18 protein-coding genes are annotated in these 15,998 nt (G+C 64.8%); 8 read left to right on the top strand and 10 right to left on the bottom strand.

Annotation, left to right across the window (positions count from 1 at the left end):
- Positions 1–152: 152 nt before the first annotated feature.
- Complete coding sequence (locus GTP77_RS28775; protein WP_161075582.1) at positions 153–1,136, bottom strand: GGDEF domain-containing protein; 984 nt, start codon at positions 1,134–1,136, stop codon at positions 153–155.
- A gap of 124 nt (positions 1,137–1,260) precedes the next feature.
- Between GTP77_RS28775 and GTP77_RS28770 the strand changes: the two genes are divergently transcribed.
- Positions 1,261–2,049 (top strand): helical backbone metal receptor, encoded by a 789-nt coding sequence (locus GTP77_RS28770; RefSeq protein ID WP_161075581.1) that lies wholly within the window; start codon positions 1,261–1,263, stop codon positions 2,047–2,049.
- Between the two features lie 54 nt (positions 2,050–2,103).
- Here the strand turns inward: GTP77_RS28770 and GTP77_RS28765 are convergent, their stop codons facing one another.
- The 4 genes from GTP77_RS28765 to GTP77_RS28750 form a co-directional block, all read right to left on the bottom strand.
- Entirely contained in the window at positions 2,104–2,484 is a 381-nt protein-coding gene (locus tag GTP77_RS28765; RefSeq protein ID WP_161075580.1) for an HPF/RaiA family ribosome-associated protein, read from the bottom strand.
- A 110-nt stretch (positions 2,485–2,594) separates the two neighbouring features.
- Entirely contained in the window at positions 2,595–3,251 is a 657-nt protein-coding gene (locus tag GTP77_RS28760) for a DUF1345 domain-containing protein (RefSeq protein ID WP_161075579.1), read from the bottom strand.
- A 12-nt stretch (positions 3,252–3,263) separates the two neighbouring features.
- Positions 3,264–4,517, bottom strand: coding sequence for an MFS transporter (locus tag GTP77_RS28755; protein ID WP_161075578.1), 1,254 nt, complete (start codon positions 4,515–4,517; stop codon positions 3,264–3,266).
- Positions 4,518–4,607: 90 nt separating this feature from the next.
- Positions 4,608–5,633 carry a CDP-6-deoxy-delta-3,4-glucoseen reductase gene (locus tag GTP77_RS28750; protein ID WP_161075577.1) on the bottom strand — a complete coding sequence of 342 codons (1,026 nt, stop codon included), beginning with the start codon at positions 5,631–5,633 and terminating at the stop codon, positions 4,608–4,610.
- 11 nt (positions 5,634–5,644) lie between these two features.
- Here GTP77_RS28750 and GTP77_RS28745 point away from each other — a divergent pair, with 11 nt between their 5' ends.
- The 3 genes from GTP77_RS28745 to GTP77_RS28735 all read left to right on the top strand — a co-directional run bounded on the left by GTP77_RS28745 (position 5,645) and on the right by GTP77_RS28735 (position 7,368).
- Complete coding sequence (locus GTP77_RS28745; protein WP_161075576.1) at positions 5,645–6,547, top strand: NAD-dependent epimerase/dehydratase family protein; 903 nt, start codon at positions 5,645–5,647, stop codon at positions 6,545–6,547.
- A gap of 46 nt (positions 6,548–6,593) precedes the next feature.
- Positions 6,594–6,875, top strand: a complete 282-nt coding sequence (locus tag GTP77_RS28740; protein WP_161075575.1) for a hypothetical protein — start codon at positions 6,594–6,596, stop codon at positions 6,873–6,875.
- A gap of 325 nt (positions 6,876–7,200) precedes the next feature.
- Positions 7,201–7,368 carry a hypothetical protein gene (locus GTP77_RS28735; RefSeq protein WP_229202410.1) on the top strand — a complete coding sequence of 56 codons (168 nt, stop codon included), beginning with the start codon at positions 7,201–7,203 and terminating at the stop codon, positions 7,366–7,368.
- Positions 7,369–7,440: 72 nt separating this feature from the next.
- Here the strand turns inward: GTP77_RS28735 and GTP77_RS28730 are convergent, their stop codons facing one another.
- The 4 genes from GTP77_RS28730 to GTP77_RS28715 all read right to left on the bottom strand — a co-directional run bounded on the left by GTP77_RS28730 (position 7,441) and on the right by GTP77_RS28715 (position 12,921).
- Positions 7,441–8,202 carry a glycine-rich domain-containing protein gene (locus GTP77_RS28730; RefSeq protein ID WP_161075574.1) on the bottom strand — a complete coding sequence of 254 codons (762 nt, stop codon included), beginning with the start codon at positions 8,200–8,202 and terminating at the stop codon, positions 7,441–7,443.
- A gap of 212 nt (positions 8,203–8,414) precedes the next feature.
- Entirely contained in the window at positions 8,415–9,047 is a 633-nt protein-coding gene (locus GTP77_RS28725) for a glycine-rich domain-containing protein (RefSeq protein WP_161075573.1), read from the bottom strand.
- Positions 9,048–9,182: 135 nt separating this feature from the next.
- Positions 9,183–10,946, bottom strand: coding sequence for a CHASE domain-containing protein (locus GTP77_RS28720; protein WP_229202409.1), 1,764 nt, complete (start codon positions 10,944–10,946; stop codon positions 9,183–9,185).
- A gap of 202 nt (positions 10,947–11,148) precedes the next feature.
- Positions 11,149–12,921 carry a glutamine--tRNA ligase/YqeY domain fusion protein gene (locus GTP77_RS28715; protein WP_161075571.1) on the bottom strand — a complete coding sequence of 591 codons (1,773 nt, stop codon included), beginning with the start codon at positions 12,919–12,921 and terminating at the stop codon, positions 11,149–11,151.
- Positions 12,922–13,054: 133 nt separating this feature from the next.
- Between GTP77_RS28715 and GTP77_RS28710 the strand changes: the two genes are divergently transcribed.
- The 4 genes from GTP77_RS28710 to GTP77_RS28695 are packed head-to-tail and all read left to right on the top strand — an operon-like array spanning position 13,055 to position 15,526.
- Positions 13,055–13,348: a DnaJ domain-containing protein gene (locus GTP77_RS28710; RefSeq protein ID WP_161075570.1), complete on the top strand. Its 294-nt coding sequence runs from the start codon at positions 13,055–13,057 to the stop codon at positions 13,346–13,348.
- 17 nt (positions 13,349–13,365) lie between these two features.
- Positions 13,366–13,878, top strand: a complete 513-nt coding sequence (locus tag GTP77_RS28705; RefSeq protein ID WP_161075569.1) for a hypothetical protein — start codon at positions 13,366–13,368, stop codon at positions 13,876–13,878.
- Complete coding sequence (locus GTP77_RS28700; RefSeq protein ID WP_161075568.1) at positions 13,878–14,654, top strand: hypothetical protein; 777 nt, start codon at positions 13,878–13,880, stop codon at positions 14,652–14,654. Before GTP77_RS28705 ends, GTP77_RS28700 begins: the two co-directional genes overlap by 1 nt.
- The gene (locus GTP77_RS28695; RefSeq protein ID WP_161075567.1) at positions 14,654–15,526 is read left to right on the top strand and encodes a hypothetical protein; all 873 of its coding nucleotides are present in this window, start codon (positions 14,654–14,656) and stop codon (positions 15,524–15,526) included. Before GTP77_RS28700 ends, GTP77_RS28695 begins: the two co-directional genes overlap by 1 nt.
- Here GTP77_RS28695 and GTP77_RS28690 read toward each other — a convergent pair.
- The gene (locus GTP77_RS28690; RefSeq protein ID WP_161075566.1) at positions 15,517–15,864 is read right to left on the bottom strand and encodes a hypothetical protein; all 348 of its coding nucleotides are present in this window, start codon (positions 15,862–15,864) and stop codon (positions 15,517–15,519) included. The genes GTP77_RS28695 and GTP77_RS28690 overlap by 10 nt on opposite strands.
- Between the last annotated feature and the right edge of the window lie 134 nt (positions 15,865–15,998).

Here is a 15,998-nt window from a genome sequence, read left to right as displayed (position 1 = left end):
AATAAGAGCAACTGCTGCGAAATCTACATCACGGTCTTGGCGACCAAGGGCGGGTACGGCATCCAGTTGCTCTGCCCCGACGTTCCGTTTTCGGGGCAGATGGAATAATACAAGGGCGGGTTAGGCGCAGCCGTAACCCGCCATGGCGTGCGTCACGAGAACAGCGTTTCCTGCACCACCACCTGATTGCGGCCGCCGTCCTTGGCGCGGTACAGGGCGGCGTCGGCGGAGGCGATCAGGCCGTGGTCGTCCTGGCCCGGCAGCAGGCTGGCCACGCCCAGGGACGCGGTGATGTGCGGCAGCGGCAAGCGCATGTCGCGGAACACCACGGCCTGCCGTATCCGCTCGCACAGGCGCTCGGCCACCACCACCGCCACCTTGACATTGGTGTCCGGCAGCAGCACCATCATTTCCTCGCCGCCATAGCGCACCGCGCAGTCGGAGGGACGCAGGGCGCCGCTCAGCACTTGCGCGGCCGCGCGCAAGGCCTGGTCGCCGGCCAGGTGGCCATGGCTGTCGTTGAAGTTCTTGAAGTGGTCCAGGTCTATCATGATGAGCGACAGCGGCTTGCCGCCGCCGTGCGCGCTGGCCACCATTTCCGGCAGCAAGTCATTCAGCCAGGCGCGGTTGTACAGCCCGGTCAGGCCGTCTATCATCGACATCTGGCGGTAAAACTCGCCCAGCTTCTGGCGCCGGCGCAGCTGCGCGTTGGCCGCGCGGATGCGGAAGGACAGCAGGCGCAGCAGGTTGCGCGCCACGCCGTTCGACTCGTCGATCAACCGCCATACGATTTCCGCTTCCACCACCAGCAGCTCGCTGGTCTCGAGCGCCGTCATCAGCGACAGATTGGCTTCCTCGTCCAGCACCGACTGTTCGCCCACGCTTTCGCCCGGCAGCACCTTGCTCACGGTGCCGTCGGCCATGCCGGTGCGGGTGTCGGCGGTGACGGACAGCGCGCCGCTCAGCACGATGTACAAGCGCGCGCGGCTGGTGTCGCTCACGGATTCGCCCTGCTGCAGCTGCACCACGGGGCAATGCGCCAGCGAGCGCGCGGCCAGCGCGGCGTCCGAATCGCGGAACAGCTGCAAGTCGTCGATGCGGTAGGCTGACGCGGCAAAGGTGGTGATCTGCTTCAAGATAGAGTCCGGTGAAAAAATATTGGATACTGTGAAGCAAATCATAGCGCAACGGCGTGTCCGCCAACACTGCGCGTCGGCCTTGTGTTTCAATACTGCGACGAACCACCCGCCACCCTGAAAAATGCTCTTTACCGACGCCCTGGGACAGACTCATCCCGCCGACCCCAACGCCCGCATCGTGTCCCTGGTGCCGTCCATCACCGAGCTGCTGTGCGACCTGGGACTGGCATGGCAACTGGTGGGCCGTACTGGATTTTGCATCCATCCGACCGAGACCGTGCGCGCGATTGCCAAGGTGGGCGGCACCAAGGACGTGAATCTGAACAAGATCCGCGCGCTGGCGCCCACCCACGTCATCGTCAATATCGACGAGAACGAGAAGCCCACGGCCGACGCGCTGGCCGAGTTCGTGCCGCACGTGGTGGTGACGCATCCGCTGGCGCCGCGCGACAACCTGGCGCTGGCGCGGCTGATGGGCGGCATTTTCTGCGCGCAGGACCAGGCCGAGGCATGGTGCGCCGCGTTCGAGGCCGAGTACGCCGCCCTGCAGGACATGCGCCAGGCCAGCCCCATGCCGCCGCAAACCGTGCTGTACTGCATCTGGCAGGATCCGTGGATGAGCATCTCCAGCGACACTTATATCGCGCGCATGCTGGCCGAGATAGGCTGGAGCGTGCCGCAGCTGGGCAGCGAGCGCTATCCGCGTTTCGACTGGACGCCGGAACTGCTGGCGCAAATAGACCAGGTGCTGCTGTCGTCCGAGCCCTACCGCTTCACGGAGGAACACGTGGACGCGCTGGAGCGCCAGATCGGCAAGCCGGTGCAGCTGGTGGATGGGGAGATGATGTCGTGGTACGGCAGCCGCGCGCTGGAAGGACTGGGCTACCTGCGCCGGCTGGCTGGCGGCTGAACCCGGGCGCCGGGCCCGGGCTGCCGCTGCCGGCCGGCGTCCTATGGCGGGGGATTATTCGCTGGTTTCTTCGTCGGCTGCTTCGGCGGCGGCGAGCGAGCTTTGCGACAGCGGCACGTGGCGCTTGTCATTCAGGCGGCCCAGGGCGCTGTCGATGGCGCGCTTGAGTTTATCGGCGGCGCCGCTGATGGCCTGGTGCAGCGTGGCGGCGTGGTCGCTGACGGCGATGGGCTGGTAGCCGGTAACGCGCGCTTCCATCAGGCAACGATTGTCGCCGTCCGCTGATTTCTGGCTGTTGTTGTCGCTCAGGTGGACTTCGACGCGGGTGATGTGTTCGGCAAAGCGGCCGATGGCTGCGGTGACGACGGTTTGTACATGGTCATCCAGGGAAGCATGACGTTCGATGGTTTTATCGGTGTTGACATTGATCTGCATAGACTGCTCCCGTTTGTTCATCAAAGCATGCCCGGTAAGGGGTACGCAAGGCCATCTTACTCCTTTTGGCGGGGTCTGCCAGCCGATTGCCGCCCGGCACAACTTTATTTTTAATTGTTCAATAGCCCCGCTGCAATATTGACCGACAGCCCCAATATGAAGAGGTTGAAGAAGAAGCTCAGCACCGACTGGCCCAGCACCAGCTTGCGCAGGCCCGCGCTGCGGACGCTGACGTCCGAGGTCTGCGCGGCCACCGCGATGGTGAAGGAGAAGTACAGGAAGTCCCAGTAGTCGGGTTCGTGCTGCGGGCCGGGAAACTCCAGCGGGCGCGCGTTGGGCGTGGTCTGGTAGTACAGATGGGCGTAGTGGAAGCAGAACAGGGTGCCGACCAGGAACCAGGAGCCGATCAGTGTCAGCCCCACCAGCGCATATTCGAGCACATGGTCGCGCAGCTGCTGGCCGTGCAGCTCCGCCAGCTCGGAGCCTATGGCCATCAGGCTCACCAGCGCCGCCACGCACAGCACGGCCAGTATCATGGGGCCGCGCTCGTCCTCGGCGGCGGCCACGCGCTTGACCTTGCGGTGGTCGGCCCGCATCATCATCCAGCCCATGGTGACCAGGTAGGCCCACACGGCCACATCCCAGCAGGCCAGGATGCGCGTGACCAGGCGCCAGCTATCGGGCAGCAGCGGGCCGCTCAGCGCGCCGAGGACGATGGCCACGGCGAGGTGGGGGCGGCGGTGTATCAGGTCCGGAAATATTCTCATCCGGACATCATATCAAGCCGCCTTGGCTTGCGCCTCGCGTTCGTCGTGCGGGAAACGGTCCATGCGCGACAGCACCGGGAACAGCACGCTCCACAGGCCGGTGACGGCCAGCGTGGCAGCGCCGCCGAACACCACCGCGCGGGTCAGGCCCAGCCAGCCGGCCGTCACGCCGGACTCGAATTCACCCAGCTCGTTGGAGGCGCCGATGAAAACCGAGTTGACCGCGCTCACGCGGCCGCGGATCTCGTCCGGCGTTTCGTACTGCACCAGCAGGTGGCGCACGTAGACGCTGATCATGTCGCCCGCGCCCATCAGCAGCAGGGCCAGCAGCGCCAGCGCGAAGCTGGTGGTCGAGCCCAGCAGCACGGTGCAGGCGCCGAACAGCGCCACGCCGCCGAACATCCACAGGCCCACGCGGCGCGTGATGGGGAAGAAGGCCAGCGCCACCGAGCACAGCGCGGCGCCGGCGCCGGGCGCGGTGCGCAGCAGGCCCAGGCCGCTCGGGCCGACATGCAGCACGTCGGCCGCCAGCGCCGGCAGCAGGGCGGTGGCGCCGCCGAACAGCACCGCGAACAGGTCCAGCGACATCGCCCCCAGCACCACCGGGCGCGACAGCACAAAGCGCAGGCCTTCCAGCACGCTGTGCCAGCTGGCCGGCTCCTTGCTCACAGCCTGGGGCGCGGCCTTGGTCAGGCACATCAGCCCCACCGCCACCACCAACAGCGCGGACGCGGCCAGGAACACCGTGGTGGGGCCGTAGAAGTACAGCAGGCCGCCCAGCGTGGGGCCGAGGATGACGGCGATATGGAAGGTGGACGAGCTGAGCGCGACGGCCTTGCTGAAGTCCTCGGCCGGCACCATGTTCACCAGCACGGCCTGGGTAGCCGGCATCATGAAGGCGCGCGCGCAGCCGAACAGCGTGAGGATGAGGAACACCGGCCAGACAATGCCCAGCCCGGTCAGGGTGAAGCCCAGCAGCAGCAAACCGCACAGCAGCTGCGCGCCCAGGCAGAAGGCGATGATGTTGCGGCGGTTGTAGCGGTCGGCCACGTGGCCGGCGGGCAGGATCAGCAGCAGGAAGGGCGCGAACTGCGCCAGGCCGATCAGGCCCAGGTCGTACAGATTGCCGGTCAGCGCATACACATGCCAGCCGATGGCCACATGCTGCATCTGCACGGCCAGCGTGCCGAGCACGCGCGCGGCCAGGTAGAAAGCGAAATTGCGGTGTCGGAGGACGGAGAAGCCGTTGGCGGAAGAGCGGGACATAGGGACAATCAGGACAATGACGGGCTGGCGTAGCCCATCATTGTGCCTGATGTCAGACAACTGCGCTTGCCGGCGGCCCGGCCCGCCGCGTCAGAAGGCGGCCAGGTCGGCTTCGGTGGTGAAGGCGTCGGCGTAGAACTCTTCTTCCGGCAGCGCGCACTTGGCCACGAAGTCGGCCTTGGCGGTTTCCACCATGATGGGCGCGCCGCAGGAATAGACCTGGTAGCCGGACATGTCGGGCAGGTCGGCCATCACGGCCTGGTGCACGAAGCCGGTGCGGCCGCTCCAGTTGTCCTCCGCCTCGGCGTTCGACACCACCGGCACGTAGTTAAAGTTAGGCAGCTTGGCGGCCCACTCGCGGCACAGCGCGTCCATATACAGGTCTTGCGGGCGGCGGCCGCCCCAGTACAAGGTCATGGCGCGCTTGGAGCCGGTTTGCACCAGGTGCTCGACGATGGCCTTGATCGGCGCGAAGCCGGTGCCCGAGGCCAGCAGCACCATGGGCTTGTCGCTGTCCTCGCGCACGAAGAAGGTGCCCAGCGGGCCTTCGAAGCGCAGGATGTCGCGCTCTTTCATGGTGGAGAACACCTGGTCGGTGAACAGGCCGCCCGGCATGTGGCGGATGTGCAGGGTGATGGGGCCGTTGTCCGGCGCGGTGGCCATGCTGTAGCTGCGGCGCTTGCCGTCGCGCAGCAGGAACTCGATATACTGGCCGGCGCGGTACTGCAGCGTTTCATTGGCCGGCAGCTGCAGCGAGATCACCACCACGTCCGGCGCCACTTTTTCTATGGTGGACACGCGCGACGGCATTTTCTTGACCGGATAGTCGCCGCTGCCCGCCACTTCGCGCGCTTCGATCACCAGGTCGGCGTGCGGCGTGGCGCAGCAGAACAGCGACATGCCTGCCGCTTCCTCTTCCGGCGTGAGCGCGCGCGCCTGGTGCGCCTTGTGCGTCACGCTGCCGGAGATGACCTTGCCCTTGCACGAGCTGCATGCGCCGTTCTTGCAGCCATACGGCAGCCCCACGCCGGCGCGCATGGCCGCCGCCAGGACGGTTTCGTCCTCGTCGCAGGAGAATTGGTGGCCGCTGGGCTGAACAGTAATCTGGAAAGTCATACAATCCTTAAATGAAAATCTCAAACGCTAAAAAAATTGCCCGGCCGCGCCTGCTGGTGCTGGGCTGCGGCGACGTAGGCCTGCGCCTGCTGCCCTTGCTGCGCGCGCGGTTCCGTATCTTCGCCGTCACCAGCCAGCCGTCGCGGCGCGCCGAGCTGCGCGCCGCCGGCGCCGTGCCGCTGGTGGCCGACCTGGATAAGCCGGCCAGCCTGCGCCGCCTGAAAGGGCTGGCGGACTACGTGGTGCACCTGGCGCCGCCGCCCGCCGAGGGCCTGCGCGACAGCCGCAGCCGCAATGTGACCGCCATTTTACCCGAGGCCGGACGCGTGGTTTACATTAGCACCACCGGTGTTTACGGCGATTGCGGCGGCGCCTGGTTCGACGAAAGCCGTCCGGTGGCGCCGCACAATGCGCGCGCCAGGCGCCGGGTGGACGCGGAGCAGGTGCTGCGGCGCTGGGCGCTGCGCACCGGCGCCACGCTGTCCATCCTGCGCGTGCCCGGCATCTACGCGGCGGACCGGCTGCCGCTCAAGCGCCTGGACCTGGGCACGCCCGCGCTGCTCGAGCAGGACGACGTGTACACCAACCACATCCACGCGGACGATCTGGCGCGCATCATTGCGCGCGCACTGTTCCGGGGCGCGCCGAACCGGGTCTACCACGCGGTGGACGACAGCGACATGAAAATGGCGGCCTATTTCGACGCCGTGGCGGACGCCTTCCGCCTGCCGCGCCCGCCGCGCCTGCCGCGCGCCGAACTGGCGGCGGTGGTCACGCCGGCCTTGCTGTCGTTTATGTCCGAGTCGCGCCGCATGCGCAATACGCGCCTGAAAAGCGAGCTGGGCGTTCGTTTGCGCTATGAACGGGTTGTGGACTGCTTACAACAGCTGGCGCCAACTGAAAGGCAGGTGTAAGCAAAAAGGCAGATAATAAATCGATAAGAGTTTGGCAGGAGACGCCATGCAGCCCGTCCCGCACCCCAGCAAAGAACAAGTCCGCGCGTATATGATGCAGCGCAGCCAGGCCCAGCGGCCACCGCCGGCGCCGGACGAAATCCGCAGGCAGCTGGGGTGGTGTTGGCAATACGGCAATGGTATCGATGGCGGCGCCGGCCTCACCCTCTGTCCGGTTTTCCCTTCCCCGCAGTTCACCTTTGTGCTCCCAGGAAATATCGCCCAGCTCAGCGCCTTGCTGACCGTGGAGTGGCTGTTTCTGGCCGCCGGTTACAGGGTTGCTCATTGACTATGTCTTGCCCGGAAAGCACGTTTAACATTTCCTAGCACAGTAAGTAGGGAAAGATTCTCTCTAATTCTCACTTTTTTCGTGCTGGATTGGCCTTTGGGCAATAAAAGCGTGTATCATACGGCCTAGATGCTATAAAACATAGCAAGTGACCTATGTAGGCTAGTGTCCATCCCGTACTTTTCCGGTAAATATTTTGTCAATGTGTCGTTTTTTTTCCAAGAAGACGACCCGAACCTGAACGAATCCGATGACGTCTCTTAAAGAAATTACTGCTTCGGCAACTTACAACCCGAACCGGGTCCTCGACGCAATTATTGAAAAATTGCAGCTCAAGAACGATGCGGCGCTGTCGCGCGCCCTGGAAGTGGCCCCGCCGGTAATCAGCAAAATCCGCCACAACACGCTGCCTATCGGCGCCACCATCCTGATCCGCATGCATGAAATCAGCGATTTCAGCATCCGTGAACTGCGCGAGATGATGGCTGCCTGATAAGCCGCACGTAAAAATGCAATGGCCCCCGCCTGGCAACAGGCGGGGGCCATTTTCATTGCTGCGCCGGAATTACGCTGCCGGCGTGATGCGCGGACGCACGGAGTACATGTCGCCGGCCGCTGCGGCTGGCTGGGCCGGCTTCTGCACTGCGCCGGAGTAGGCTACCGTGGCGCCGGAATAGGCGACGGTCGCGCCCGAGTAGGCGGTCTTGGCCTGCTGGGTGGTGGCGCCCGAATAGGCCACGGTGGCGCCGGAGTAAGCGGTCTTGGCTTGCTGGGTCGTTGCACCCGAGTAGGCCACTGTCGCGCCCGAGTAGGCGGTCTTCGCTTGCTGGGCGGTAGCGCCGGAATAGGCTACCGCGGTGGCGCCGGAGTAGGCGGTTTTGGCTTCCTGGGCCGTCGCGCCCGAGTAGGCCACTGCCGTCGCGCCCGAGTAGGCCGTTTCGGCGCGCAGGTAGTCTTCGCCGAAGGTGGCTTCGTACAGTTCCTTCATGCGCTCGCCCACGCGGTGGTGCGCTGCCTCGTCGTCTTCGCCGCGCAGGCCGATGTAGGGGAAGTGATGCAGGAAGTAGCCGAACACGGCCTGGCAGTCCGTCGCGTATTTCATCGTGTCCAGGATGTGGTAGTGCCAGAAGGTGTCCACGTCCATCAGCGGCGCAGTCTGTTCCTGCGGGAAAGTCTTCATCAGGTACAGGAAGCGGCGGTATTCGAATTCGACGGCGTTGGCTTTTTGCAGCGACCAGCCCTCGCCGGATTCTTCATGCATCAGTTTGACCTTGATCGGTTCCAGATCGAGGTCGGCAATGGCTTGGAAGCGTTCAGCAGAAATCATGAGTGACATCCTTTACTGAGAGACGAGTGGATTGGGGGCACGCGGTGAGTCGGGCCGAAGCGGCCGGTGCAGGATCGTTCGGAGCTGGGAACGAGTGTTGATGTAGATCAACGAATCCTAGTATAGGCAAGCTGTTGCTGAATGCAAGTGATGTTTTTCAATCGTGCGCGGGGGCTGTGCTGCCCCCGCGACACTATCAATCCGCTAGTTAATCAGGCGCTCGCAGGCAGGCGCGGACGTTCCGTGTAGAACCCGGCGGTGGCGGCCGCGCCGGAAAAGGCCGTATTTGCCGCCACGCCGGAGAAGGCTGCCTTGGTGGCGACGCCCGAAAACGCGGCCTTGGCGGCCACGCCCGAGAAGGCCATCTTGGCGGCCACACCCGAGAACGCCGTTTTGGCGGCGGCGCCGGAGAAGGCGGCCTGGGTGGCCACGCCTGAAAACGCCGCCTGGTTGGCCGCGCCGCGCACATAGGCCTCGCCGAAGGTGGCTTCGTACAGTTCCTTCATGCGCTCGCCGACGCGGTGGTGGGCTTCCATGTCGTCTTCGCCGCGCAGGCCGATATACGGGAAGTGGTGCAGGAAGTAGCCGAACACCGCCTCGCAGTCGGCCGCGTACTTCATCGTGTCGAGGATGTGGTAGTGCCAGAAGGTGTCGACGTCGACCAGCGGGGCCGTTTGTTCCTGCGGGAATTTTTTCATCAGGATCAGGAAGCGCCGGTATTCGAATTCGATGGCGTTGGCACGTTCCAGCGTCCAGCCTTCGCCGGATTCCTCGTGCATCAGTTTGACCTTGATCGGTTCCAGATCCAGTGCCGCGATAGCCTTGAGGTCGTCGTTCGCATTCATGTGCTCGTTCCTTTCAACGTGATGGATGGGGTGCTACAGGAACGATTTTTGACCAGTTGCCCTAGCCCATTCTTGATAAATCGCAAGCTATCGTCAGTAAATTCCTAATCGCAACAGAACTGTCCTAGACGCAGCCTAGACGGTCCCGAGGCGGTGCGGGTAGGCGGGCGGGAGAGTGGGGACGGGGACGGTAATGAGGATGGTGGTGCCGGCGTTGGGACTGCCGCCTATGGTGCAGCTGCCGCCGAGGATGCTCACGCGCTCCTCGATGCCGACCAGGCCGAAGGAGCCGAATTTGTTGCGGCTGCGGTCGTGCAGCCCTACGCCGTTGTCGCTGATGCTCATGCTGAGCAAGCCGTCCTGGCGGCGCAGTTCCACCCGTACCATGCTGGCGTTGGCGTGCTGCAGGATGTTGCTGAGTGACTCTTGCAAAATGCGGAAATAGGCAATGGCGCACTTGTCGTCGATGCCCTGGTCGATGTCGGCACTGTGTTCGATCAGCTCGCACACGATGCCGCTGCGCTGTCGGAACTGCTCGATCTGCCACTCGACGGCGGCGCTCAGGCCCAGGTCCAGCACATTGGGCCGCAGGTCGTTGATGATCTGGCGCACGCTCTTGATGGTGTGGTCGATCTGCGCCAGCGTGCAGCGCGCGCGCTCGTGCAGGCGCGAATGGCGGTGGCTGGTGCGGGTGGTCAGCACGTCCGCCTCGATGCGCAGCGCCAGCAGGTTCTGGCCCAGGTCGTCGTGGATCTCGCGCGCGATGCGCTTGCGCTCCTCCTCCTTGATCTGCTCGGCGTGCGCGGCCAGGCGGCGCAGCTTGTGGTGCGATAGCTGCAGCTTGGCCTGACTTTCGCGCAGCTCGCGCGTCATGTCCTTGGCCATGCGGATGGCGCGCAGGCGCGACGAGGACAGCGTGTGGAACAGCGCGTACATCAGCATGGTGCCGGCGAAACCGGTCAGCAGCGCCAGCCACGGCAGCAGGGCGTCCACCCGCGAGTACAGCGAACTCATGGGCGCGGTGAAGGTGGCCTGCCATTGGCGGCCGTTGAAGTCGATCGGCAGCACGCAGGTGATCATGCGCTCGTTGCCGGCCCCGCCCGGGCTGGCGTCGGCGCTGTCGTACAGCAGCGTGGCGGCGGTGGGGCTGCCTTCGCTCACGTCGCGCAGCGTCAGGCGCGCGTTGCGCACGGGAATTTCCGCCAGCGCCTCGGACACCAGCCGGTTCACGCTGAAGCCTATGCCCACCGAACCGAGGTAGGCGGCGCGCCGCTCCGGCACCGTGTTGATCGGCAGGTCGGGGCGGTACACCGGAAGCCGCATGGCCAGCGCCTGGCGGTTGGGCAGGCGGTCGAAGCCGATGGGCAGGCCCGACGCGCTCAGCATGCCGGTATCGCGCGACTGCGCCAGCGACTCGGCCACGACGGGCCGCGCCGCGATGTCGACGCCGAACTTGGCTTCCAGGCCGGCAATGGGCTCGATCAGCGACAGGATGGCCGCGTCGGCCTGGCTGTCGCCGGGCTTCAGCACCAGCTCCGGGTAGCCGTCCAGGCCGGGGCGGGCGCTGCGGCGCACATGCTGCTCGAAAGCGGCGCGCTGGCCGGCCGGCACGTGCTGGGCGAAATTGATGCTGACGATGGCGGGGAAATTGTGGGCCAGGTCCAGGCCTTGCACATAGCGGTGGAAATTCTCGCGCGTGATGGAGTCGACCGCCTGGAAGTAGCTGGCCGTGCCGCGCAGCACGTCGGTATAGGCTTTGATGGCGGTGGCAATATTGAACTGGCTGCTGCGCGCCTGCGTGCGGAAGCGCGCGCTTGCTTCGGCTTGCAGCGAATTGGACGTGAAGCCATGCAGCGCCGCGCCCACACCCAGCGACAGCAGCAGGCCTGTCCACCACAAAGGTTGCCTGGGTGAGAACAGTTTTTTTCGTGCGATGAAGGCGCCCATGTTCCCAATGTTGCTTTGTAAAAAGTTAATTTAATATATAGATTGCCAATTGATTCCGTCAAGTTTCTTTTCCGGCGATTAGGGGGGTCTGTTGCGCTACGCACAAAAAAACCGCCCGAAGGCGGTTTAATCTAAACAGGTATGCAGTTGGTATCTATTTTGCAGACCAGCTGTCTTTCAGCGTCACAATGCGGTTGAACACCGGTTTGCCGGGCTGGCTATCGACCCTGTCCGCGACAAAGTAGCCGTGGCGCTCGAACTGGAAGCGCTGGTCGGCGGCGGTGCCGCGCATGCCCGGCTCCAGGTAGGCGGTGACGGTTTCCAGCGCGTTCGGGTTCAGCGCGGCCAGGAAGTCCTTGCCGCCGGCGTCCGGCTGCGGGTCGGTGAACAGGCGGTCGTACAGGCGCACTTCGGCTTCCAGCGCGGTGGCGGCGGACACCCAATGGATGTTGCCCTTGACCTTGTAGGTGTCCGAACCCGGGGTGCCGGATTTGCTGTCCTCGAAGTATTTCACGCGCACGGCGGTCACTTTGCCGTTCTCGTCCTTGTCATAGCCGGTGCACTCGGTCACGAAGCCGTGGCGCAGGCGCACGCGCGAGCCGGGCTGGTCGCCGACCGGCGGGTAGTAGCGGAAGTAGCCCTTGCTCGGCGCTTCCATGAAGTCTTCCTCTTCGATCCACAGCTCGCGCGTGAACGGGAAGGTGCGCAGGCCCATTTCCGGGTGGTGCGGGTGGACAGGCGAGGTGCACTCTTCGCTCTGGCCTTCAGGATAGTTCTCGACGATAAGCTTGAGCGGGCGCAGCACGGCGGTGGCGCGCGGCGCTTTCGGGTCCAGGTCTTCGCGCAGGCAGCCTTCCAGCGTGCTCATGTCGATCCATCCGTCCGACTTGGTCACGCCGATGCGCTCGCAGAACAGCTGGATGGCTTCCGGCGTGTAGCCGCGGCGGCGCAGGCCGACGATGGTGGGCATGCGCGGGTCGTCCCAGCCGGTCACCACTTTTTCGTCCACCAACTGGCGCAGCTTGCGCTTGGAGGTGATCACGTAGGTCAGGTTCAGGCGCGAGAATTCGTACTGTTTCGGCACCGGCATCTTGAAGAAGCCGCCGGCCGACAGGGTTTCCAGCAGCCAGTCGTAGAAGGGACGGTGGTCCTGGAACTCCAGCGTGCAGACCGAGTGCGTGATGTTTTCCAGCGCGTCCGAAATCGGGTGCGTGTAGTCGTACATCGGGTAGATGCACCAGGCGTCGCCGGTGCGCACGTGGTGCTCGTGCCGGATCCGGTAAATTGCCGGATCGCGCATATTCATGTTCGGCGAGGACATCGCGTCTTCGCTGATCTTGGCGCGCAGGATGTGCTCGCCGTTCGCGTATTTGCCGGCCTTCATGTCGCGGAACATCTGCAGCGACTCGGCGCGCGGACGGTCGCGGAAGGGCGAATTCTTGCCCGGCGTGCTGAAGTTGCCGCGGTTGGCCGCCATGTCGTCGGCGCTCTGGCTGTCCACGTAGGCGTAGCCCTGCTCGATCAGGTACTCGGCCATGATGTAGAGCTGGTCGAAATAGTCGGACGCGTGGTGCAGATGGTGCTCCACGCCGGACGGGCCTTGCCAGTCCCAGCTGAAACCGAGCCACTGCACGCTATCCTTGATGGTGTCGACGTATTCCTGTTCTTCTTTCTCAGGATTGGTGTCGTCGAAGCGCAGGTGGCAGCGGCCGTTGTAGTCGCGCGCCAGGCCGAAGTTCAGGCAGATCGACTTGGCGTGGCCCACGTGCAGGTAGCCGTTCGGCTCCGGCGGGAAGCGGGTGATCACGCTGGGCATGCCTTCGCGCGCGTGCGCGCCGGAAGCGAGGTCGGACTCGATGATGGCGCGCAGAAAATTGGACGGCAGCGCCGGTGCGGCAGGGGCGGTATTTTTTTTGTCGTTGCTCATGTAAGCGGCAGGGAAAAGGGGACAGATCCCAGGCATTTTACCGTAGACGAGCGGCGTGGCGGGACGGCGAACGCTTTTCTATAGGATAATTCGTCTTTACAGCTTGGCATACAACCCTTACGGAGTTTCCCAAATGGAAAATTTATACAACGTGCTGGGTGTGGCGCCTAATGCCTCTGACGAGGAAATCAAGAAGGTTTACCGGTCGCTGGCCATGCGCTACCACCCGGACCGCAACGCCGCCCCCGGTGCGGAAGTGCGCTTCAAGGCCATCACCAAGGCCTACGAGATCCTGTCGGACCCGGTCAAACGCGAAGAATACAACCAGAGCGTCAACCACCGCATCATTATCGACCCGGAAGCCGAAGCCTACCAGCTGTGGCGTTCCGTGTTCGGCCTGCACGGCGTGACCCTGCCCGCAGAGTAATTGGAAAAGAGTAAACAATGAGAAAAGTACACCACGAATTCGCCTACCAGTCGCGCGAACTGGAAGGCCAGATCGAAGGCATCCTGGGCGACCCGCCGGACCGCAAGAACTACAAAATGATGGTCGATGCGCTGATGTCGGAATACGCCAGCGGCGGCGGCATCGAAGACGTGAACATGATGGCTTTTGCGCTGGTGGATGTGATCAAGTTCGCCAATCCCAAGGCGGTGCTGGCCGAAGCCCAGGAATACGACGACGGCGACCCGGCGCGCGTGTTCGCGCTGGCCGAGTGCCCGGAAGGCGAGCCGGCGAAGATGCTGGCCGCCATCGAGCGGAATTTCCCGGAAATCGGCCGCCAGGCCATTATCACGGCCTGCCTGCACAAGCATCCGCGCCTGTGGGACGAGGAAGATACTTCGCTCGACCAGCTGGCCGCCAACGATGACGGCGACGACGAGGACGGCTACGATGAAGCCGGCGAAGCGACCGACGATTTCGCGCAGATGTTCGACCAGGAAGGAGACCGCTAATGTCCGATGCAAATCTTCCCGCCCTGAGCAAGCAAGTAACCGAGCTGGTGCTGGCCGGCTCGCTGGGCCATGCCGAGCAGGCCTTCGCCGAAGCGGCCGACCAGTTCGGCGACTACGCGGTGGCCGAAGTGCTGAGCAGCATCCCGCCGCAAGTGACCGCGCTGCACCTGGCCGGCTTTGACGGCGGCAAGATGTCGCTGGCCACGCTGCTGGTGCCGCCCAAGGCCTGGGCCGACAGCCTGGCCTTCTTCGCCGCCACCTTCCCGGACGACCTGATCGAGGACGACCCGGAGCGCCTGGCCGAGCAGCTGTTCGCCCACATCCACGGCGTGGTGTTCTCCACCGAGGACGAGGCGCGCCGCCAGGAACTGCTGCAAGCCGCGTCGGCCACCGACCACGGCTGCACCGCCTTCGCCGTGCTGTTCTCGATGGCGCCGAAAGAGATCCTGGAAGTGGCCGGCGAGATCATCTCGAAAGGGCCTTATGTGAGCGGCCTGACCTCGGCCGACAACGACATCGTGCCGCTGGCCGTGGCGCTGGCGCAAGCCAGCGAAGACGGCTGGGACCGCGCGCTGTTCGAGCTGTTCCCCGATTTCCGCCACAGCGCCGACCTGGCCGACGCCGAGTTCAGCGACGACCCGGACGAGGAGCCGAAGTTCCTGCAGCGCAGCACCAAGGAACTGCTGTACCGCCTGCGCAAGCAAGTGCCGAGCACCCGCAGCGCGCCGAAGGCGGCCAGCACCCGCCGCTCCATGGGCACGGGGATCTTCTCCTGATGCTGCCGGCTTTAGTCAAGGAAAGCCTGCCGCGCCTGGTGGGCGCCATCAAGCTGCTGCCGGGCGATACGCGCCCGGACGCGGCCGTGATCCTGGCCGACGAGCTGACCGGCATCACCGCCATGGTGGCCGAGAAGTTCACCAACGACCGCACCGCCGACGGCATCGCGCGCGCGCTGCAGCTGGCGGTGGGCGGCGTGTCGCTGGGGCTGGAGCTGGTGCCGGGCGTGGACAGCGACGAAGCGGCGCTGGACTTCCTGGTCGACAACGGCGCCGAGGCGGCCTTCCAGGCCGGTTTCCGCCACGTCAAGGAACTGGCCGCCATGCCGGAGGACTCGCTGGTGGGCGAATACGACCAGGACCCGGTCTACACGCAGCGCCGCCTGCGCGACCTGTTCGTGGACCTGTGCCTGGCCGACCCGAACCAGAACTGGAACGGCCATGAGCGCTACCATGTGCTGCTCAAGCAGCGCAAGGAAGTGCAGGCCATCGTGCGCCTGGCGGGCTGGCTGCGCCGCCACCACGACGGCGGCCCGGTGACCGACACCGACCTGAACGCCGAGGGCGTGATCGCGCTGGCCATCATCTTCGCGGTGGAGGGCGGCGGACGCATCGTGGCGCGCACCGGGCAGAAGGAGTTCGAGCGCTTCGTGAAAGCGGTGCGCAAGGCCAAGCCGGACTTCGAGGCGGGCTGGGCCGCGCTGGTGGCCAAGGTGCCGGTGCAGCACCACCCGGTGCTGCTGGACCGCATCTCCGTGTACCGCAACAGCTGCACGGTGCTGCAGCACATCCCCGGCCGCACGGCCATGAAGACCCTGTTCGCCGAACTGGAAAACTACGCCGGTTCCGAGCTGGAAGCCGACTACGGCTGAGTTCGCTGCGGCCTGGCGACGGCGGGGCTGACCGTGCCCCGCCGGTCTTCGCGCGGGCAGTTGGTGATGGTGTATTTGTAGGTTTTCTCCAGGCTGGGGTCCGGTATCGAGATGCAGACCGTGCCGCTGCTGGTTGTCATTTTGTAGACCCGCACGCGGTCGGACGGCGTGGAGATCTCCTGTATCGTGGCCGGATCGTGCCATTTGCGCGCCACCGCCTTGCTGAAGGCCTCGTCGATTTTCGCCTGCAGCGCGCCGCCGCCGTCCGCCAGCGGGGCCGCCTTGCCGCCGCGCAGGTCGCGGTCCACCGATCCCGCCCCATACCCTGATTTGAACACGAGCTGCGCCGCGCCGGCGGAGGCGGGCGGGGCGCCGGGCGCGAATATTCCACGTTGTGCGCGGTGAACGGCGGAGTCTTGTCAAACAGGTTCAAGATGCCCACCGTGATGGTGGTGTTCTTGTAGCCGGTGTA

The organism is Pseudoduganella aquatica, from assembly GCF_009857595.1.
GTDB lineage: Bacteria > Pseudomonadota > Gammaproteobacteria > Burkholderiales > Burkholderiaceae_D > Rugamonas > Rugamonas aquatica_A.
Note: the sequence above shows the minus strand (reverse complement) of the source record. Positions and strands in the feature narration are given on the sequence as shown.